The 4,086-nt window shown below is 38.0% G+C and carries 3 protein-coding genes; all 3 read left to right on the top strand.

Annotated features, from left to right (window positions below):
• The first annotated feature begins 281 nt into the window (after positions 1-281).
• Entirely contained in the window at positions 282-2,042 is a 1,761-nt protein-coding gene (locus tag B9G53_RS22670) for a tetratricopeptide repeat protein (RefSeq protein WP_094535721.1), read from the top strand.
• A gap of 2 nt (positions 2,043-2,044) precedes the next feature.
• Positions 2,045-3,286 (top strand): P-loop NTPase fold protein, encoded by a 1,242-nt coding sequence (locus B9G53_RS22665; protein ID WP_094535720.1) that lies wholly within the window; start codon positions 2,045-2,047, stop codon positions 3,284-3,286.
• A 137-nt stretch (positions 3,287-3,423) separates the two neighbouring features.
• Entirely contained in the window at positions 3,424-3,816 is a 393-nt protein-coding gene (locus B9G53_RS22660; protein ID WP_094535719.1) for a Rid family detoxifying hydrolase, read from the top strand.
• Positions 3,817-4,086: the final 270 nt, after the last annotated feature.

Genomic DNA, 4,086 nt, shown 5'->3' with positions numbered 1-4,086 from the left:
TTTCAGGGACTCTCTCAAGTTGTTAATTTGTCTCCTCTTCGGCTTCATATTTTAAAGTTTTTTTCTCCCACCTGCCAACGCTATTATTTGCTCCCTGCACCTGTTTCGTAATTGTTTTTCTCATTCCATTACGAGCGGAATGTGGGTCTAAAAAGTCATAATACAAAATGTCGTCCAATCTCTCTATATCTCAAGATCTACTAACTCAGATTTATACGTGTTAGTTTAGCTGAATTAGAAATTTTTCTTGTAAAAATTAGCCATATTACAGGAGGTAAGTAGTGATTAAAAAATTGATAACAGATAACAACTATGAACAAGCACTAATCTCCTATGACAAGGAATTACAAGACAACCCTAAAGACTATGAAGCATGGAATGATCGAGGAATTATTCTCGGCTATTTAGGTAGATATGAAGAAGCGATTAATGCCTTTGATAAGGCATTACAAATTAACCCTAAATTCTATCAAGTATGGCATAACCGAGGATTAGCACTTGGCATTTTGGGTAGGTATGAAGATGAAATAAGTTCTTATGACAAGGTAGTATCTCTTGAACCTACCTTTTATCCATCACTTTACAATCGTGGAATAGCCTTAGATATTTTAGGTAGACATGAAGAAGCAATTGCTTGTTACGATAAAGTTTTGCAGTTTACTCCTGATGCCTCACTAGTATGGAAGCGCCGAGCATCATCTTTAGAAAGTTTAAATAGATACGAAGAGGCGATTGATTCTTATGACAAAGCTTTACAATTAGATCCTGATGATCATTTTCTATGGAATGATCGTGGTATAGCACTAAGTGAGTTAGAGCGATATGAAGAGGCAATTAAATCTTTTGACAAGGCTACTGAGAGCGACCTTAAACCTTATGAAGCTTGGTACAACCGAAGTCTTGCTTTACAAAGTTTAGGACGATACGAAGAGGTAATTTTATCCTGTGATAAAGCCATAGAGATTAATCCTAATTTTTCTAAACCTTGGGGTAATCGGGGACTATCATTGGCGGATTTAGGAAAATACGAAGAAGCAATTATTTCTTTTGATAAGGGCTTGGAAATTAATCCTGATGATTATGAGATGTGGCATAACAGAGCCACTATTTTATGCAATTACTTGAATAAGTATGAGGAAGGTATTGTATCTTATGATAGAGCTTTACAAATTAAGCAGGACTTTTACGATGCATGGTTCAGTCGCAGTATTCCGCTATTTCGACTAGGTAGATATGCAGAAGGTCTTGAATCTTGTGATAGGGCTTTACAAATTAAGCCTAATTCCTTCAAAGCATTGTATGGAAAAGGGATTGCACTAAAGAACTTAGATAGATTAGAAGAAGCTCTCTCTTCATACGATAAAGCATTACAACTCAATCCTCAATTTTATGAAGTATGGCATGGAAGAGCTATTGTACTAGATGCTTTAGGTAGATACGAAGAAGCACTCAAATCTTTAATCCAATTTCTACAAATTAAGCCAAACGAAGAAATATTTTGGGATGAAACTGAAACCTTATTACTTTCTGTTAAAGAAAATCTTAAGTCTTCAGGCAAAGGCGAAAGTATTCCAATAGTAATTCAAGCATATAAAAATGGGATTAGAATCCTTGAGACAATAGGAGATCAGCAACGTTTTCTCAAGTTTTCTTATCAGTTAGGAAAATCATTATTAGAGATAGGAAACTACACAGAAGCAATTGAAAATCTTCAAGTTTGTGAGCAAGTTTCCCAAAAGTTAAATGATATTTCTACTTTAGCTTTAACCTTATTTGATTTGGCGCGACTATATCACCTTACAGGCAGACTAGAGCAAGCGCGACTATATTTTAAGGACTCATTACGACTGTTTCGACGCTTACAAGATAATGAAAAAATTGCAGCAGCAACATTAGCTTTAGGCAATTTAGAAATACAAATCGGTAAAATTTCTCAAGCTTTAATCCATTTAAAAGAAGCAGAAAATTATTATCAAGCTCAAAATAACTCCGAACGCTTAGCAGAAATTAATTATTTACTCCAAATCTTACAAGCAGCTTAATTATGGCAACTAAAAAATCTCGGCTTGGCAATCACCAATCATCGCTTCAAAAATGGCAACTAAAAGAGAATCCATTTCGCCCTACGCCACCCGAAGATCCTGAGGTATTGGCAAAAATATTTTATGGACGTGACCAAGAATTAGATAATGCTATTCCCGCACTTTATGAAGGCAGAAATGTCTTGATTCGAGGGGCTTGGGGGATTGGTAAAACATCCTTAATTCTCAATCTCATCTATCAGCTACAACAAGAAGTAGTGGAATTAGACGAAAAGATGCTAGTTCTCTACCTCAGTAGCATCCCTGGCGAAAAGCCCGTAGATTTTTATCGCGCATTATTAATGGCGATCGCCGACAGCCTCAAAGAAGACCCTGAAGCGCAAGACATTGCTAGGACTCTATTAGGCTACTCCATTCAACGTACCAAAACCTCAACGGAAGGTAAAGTTAGTTTAGGAATATTTTCCTTTAGCCTCAAAGATGAAACTCCTTCTAATCTCATCACGCCCATCGCCAACAGCGATCCCTACCCGTTACTTATTCGTCAATTAGAAAAAGCTGAACAGTACTACAATCGTATAGTCTTTGCTATAGATGATTTTGACAAAAAAGACCCCATCGTTGTCCAAACTATCCTAGAAGGTAGCCTTGATCTCTTCCGTAATAGCAAAAATCGCGCCTTCATCATCACAGGTAGAGGTTTTACCGATCTGCAAGAAGCGACTCTAAAAGCTCTAGGCATATTTTCCGAAGATATTAATCTTCCAATCATGCACCCCGACGATTTACGGCATATTGTTATCAATTATCTGAATAGTGCCAGACTATCTCATCGTGATGATTGCTATCCATTCACTGAAGAAGCCATAGCATTAATTACTGACTATGCTCAAGGATTTCCTCGACAACTAAACACCATTTGCGAAAAGGTTTTACGTCAAGCTGCTTCTAAAGGATATGACGAAATTAATTTAGAAGCCTTTACAGATATCTGGCAAATTGTTCAACAAGATTACACCCATTCTCTTACACCTCAGTTACTCAATTTACTTTATATTGCCCACCAAGCAGGAGGCATTAGCGAAGATATCAAAGATGAAGATTTAGCTAAACTTGATGCTCCAACTTTTGTGTCATTACTACCAACTCTCAAATCTATGGAAGATCGAGGAGTACTCATTCGACGAGAAGACGAAGGGGGAATGCGTTTCTTACCATCCAAGCTATTTCAACCGCCTACTTAAAAACTAATCAATCACATTAATTAAAAGCTTACATTGATACAAGATGATGGCAAATTGTGGTGTTAAGCCAAGGAGTTGATAAGGCATCGCCAAAAGATTTTATACTTAGCCTTGGATCTATTGAAAAAATATCAAGCATGAGTCAAAAAGAAGTAATCCGTAGCGCCAATGCTCCTGAACCCGTTGGTCCCTATAACCAAGCGATCGCTGTTCCTGCGACCAGCAAATTAATTTTTATGGCAGGACAAATTGCGATTGATCCTGCGATCGGCAAAATTGTTGCAACCACAGTCGAAGAACAAGCCGAACAGGTGATCAAAAATATTCAAGCCGTTCTCGCTGAGGCAGGTGCAGATATCACCAACGTGATTAAAACTACCGTATTTCTCGCCGATATGGCAGATTTCCCCAAGGTAAATGCGATCTACGGTAAGTATTTTCTTGCTCCATTCCCTGCCCGTTCTACCGTTCAAGTCGCTCGACTTCCCCTCGATGCCCTTGTCGAAATTGAGTGTATTGTTGCCATCTAAACCGATCATCTCAAAACGCAAATGCTCTACCCTCTTCGCTTTCACCGATAAATTGTGACTGCGTTGCGAGTTTAGGGCAAAGCATTCCCAAATTAAAACAGTCTCAAAATTTATGTATTTCTTTGGGAATGCTTTGCCCCTTGTATCTAGGAAGAAAAGTAAAGGATAAAATCTTTACTACAATCCGAAAAAGCAAAAGCAGAGATAAACTCGTTCTGCCCCTAGGGACACCAAGCCCGTACTGTAGATAGAGTCGTCTCTGCTTAAACA

Origin of the sequence: Pseudanabaena sp. SR411, assembly GCF_002251945.1 — a bacterium.
GTDB lineage: Bacteria > Cyanobacteriota > Cyanobacteriia > Pseudanabaenales > Pseudanabaenaceae > Pseudanabaena.
The sequence above is the reverse complement of the archived record's forward strand: the minus strand, read 5'-3'. Positions and strand labels throughout refer to the sequence as shown.